The following is a 1,464-nucleotide window of genomic DNA, read 5'->3' as shown; positions in this document are numbered from 1 at the left end:
GATCTCCGGTGAGTACGGCGGCAGCCAGACCAGCGTGACGTTGTTTGGGATGACGAGCTTCTTGGCGGTATGCCAACCGGCACGGTCGAGCACCATGACAGCGTGCGCGTTGGCGGGCAGCATCGCGGCGAACTGCGCGAGGAACTCGTCCATTGCCTTGGCCGAGACCTCGGGCAGCACGAGAGCGAAGGCGTCGCCCGTGGCCGGCCGGACGGCGGCGAAGAGGTGGGTCCAGGTGTAGCGCTGATCGCACAGGCCAGGTGGGCGCTGGCCGCGGGTGAACCAGCGATGGCAGACGCGGCCCTTCTGACCGAACCTGGCCTCGTCCATGAACCACAGCGTCAGGCGCTTGTCGGTGTGCTCCGTCCGCGCGTCGTCGAGGGCGGCCTGCAGCCCCCTTTTGCAAACGCCTCGCGTGCTGCCGCATCCGCCTTCGGGAGCGACGGGCGTGCCTTCTGCCACGACAAGTCAAGCTGATGCAGCAGCTTGCCCATGTGTGAAGGGTGGTACGACACACCCCAGCGTTGTTCGACCTCCTGGCACAGCTCGGACAAAGTCCACGCGCTCAGGCCCGTGGCCTCCACGTTCGGTCCGTCCAGCACCACTTGCTTCAGCACCGCTTTCTGTGCCCCGTCCAGCCGCGCCGGCCGACCTGGATGCGGCTGGTGATGCAGTCCGGGAAGACCCTCGGCGTTGTAGCGCACCACGGCATCGCGCAACGCTTGCCGTTCCATGCCCGCCAGCCGGGCTGCTTCGGCCCGCGGCAAGCCCTCGAGCGCACCCGCGATGGCCTGCATACGCGCCGCAGCCGCTCGATCCTTCTCCCGCCGCGCCAACCGACGCAGCTCCGCCGCCGGCAGGTCTGTGCAGATTGTCAGTGCCCGTCCACCCATTCGTGTCCTCCCCCAGCCGGAGTGGACACAACCAGAATCATCTCGGTCCGCGTCGCCTCAAATCACGTCCGAGTCAGAAAATCCGCGGATCGGTATTATTGAGGTACTTGACCTGGCGTAGCCGCGAGCGGATAGCGTCCGTCAACGTGGTGGAATTTGCTGATGGGCTGCAGGTGACCACGGCTCAGGCGGGCCTGGGTGGCAGTTGCAGGGTTTCATTGGTGGGCGCCGGGCTGAGCATCTCGGCCATGGCCTCGACGCCCATGTAGCGGTGCTGCATCTGCCATTCATCGTTGGCCTCGAGCAGGACGGCGCCGATCAGTCGGATGATCGAGGCTTCTGAGGGAAAGATGCCGACCACGTCGGCCCGGCGTTTCACCTCCTTGTTCAGCCGCTCCAGGGTGTTCGTTGAGTGCAGCTTCGTCCTGTGCGGGGCGGGGAAGGACATGTAGGCGAGGACATCGTCCTCGCTCTCATCCATGAGCACGCCGAGCTTTGGCCAGCGGGGGCGGAGCTGGTCGGCGACATGGCGCCAGGTCTGCTGCGCGCTGGCCTGATCGGGCTGCAGGAA

Annotated in this window: 3 protein-coding genes; all 3 read right to left on the bottom strand. The window is 66.3% G+C overall.

Features of this window, described 5'->3' with window-relative positions; genetic code table 11:
* A partial coding sequence (locus Q7A36_RS39765; protein ID WP_305109316.1) for a transposase occupies window positions 1-330 on the bottom strand: 330 nt, incomplete at its 3' end.
* An 11-nt stretch (window positions 331-341) separates the two neighbouring features.
* On the bottom strand, window positions 342-893 hold the full coding sequence (locus Q7A36_RS39760) for an IS630 family transposase (protein ID WP_305109315.1): 552 nt from the start codon (window positions 891-893) through the stop codon (window positions 342-344).
* 184 nt (window positions 894-1,077) lie between these two features.
* The coding region (locus tag Q7A36_RS39755; RefSeq protein ID WP_305109314.1) for a transposase at window positions 1,078-1,464 on the bottom strand (387 nt) is incomplete at its 5' end.

The organism is Paracraurococcus lichenis, from assembly GCF_030657435.1.
Taxonomy (GTDB): domain Bacteria; phylum Pseudomonadota; class Alphaproteobacteria; order Acetobacterales; family Acetobacteraceae; genus Paracraurococcus; species Paracraurococcus lichenis.
Note: the sequence above shows the minus strand (reverse complement) of the source record. Positions and strands in the feature narration are given on the sequence as shown.

Excerpts from the sequence above, each read along its gene's own strand:
- Q7A36_RS39760 (WP_305109315.1), bottom strand. The coding sequence starts at position 893 with ATGGGTGGACGGGCACTGACAATCTGCACAGACCTGCCGGCGGCGGAG.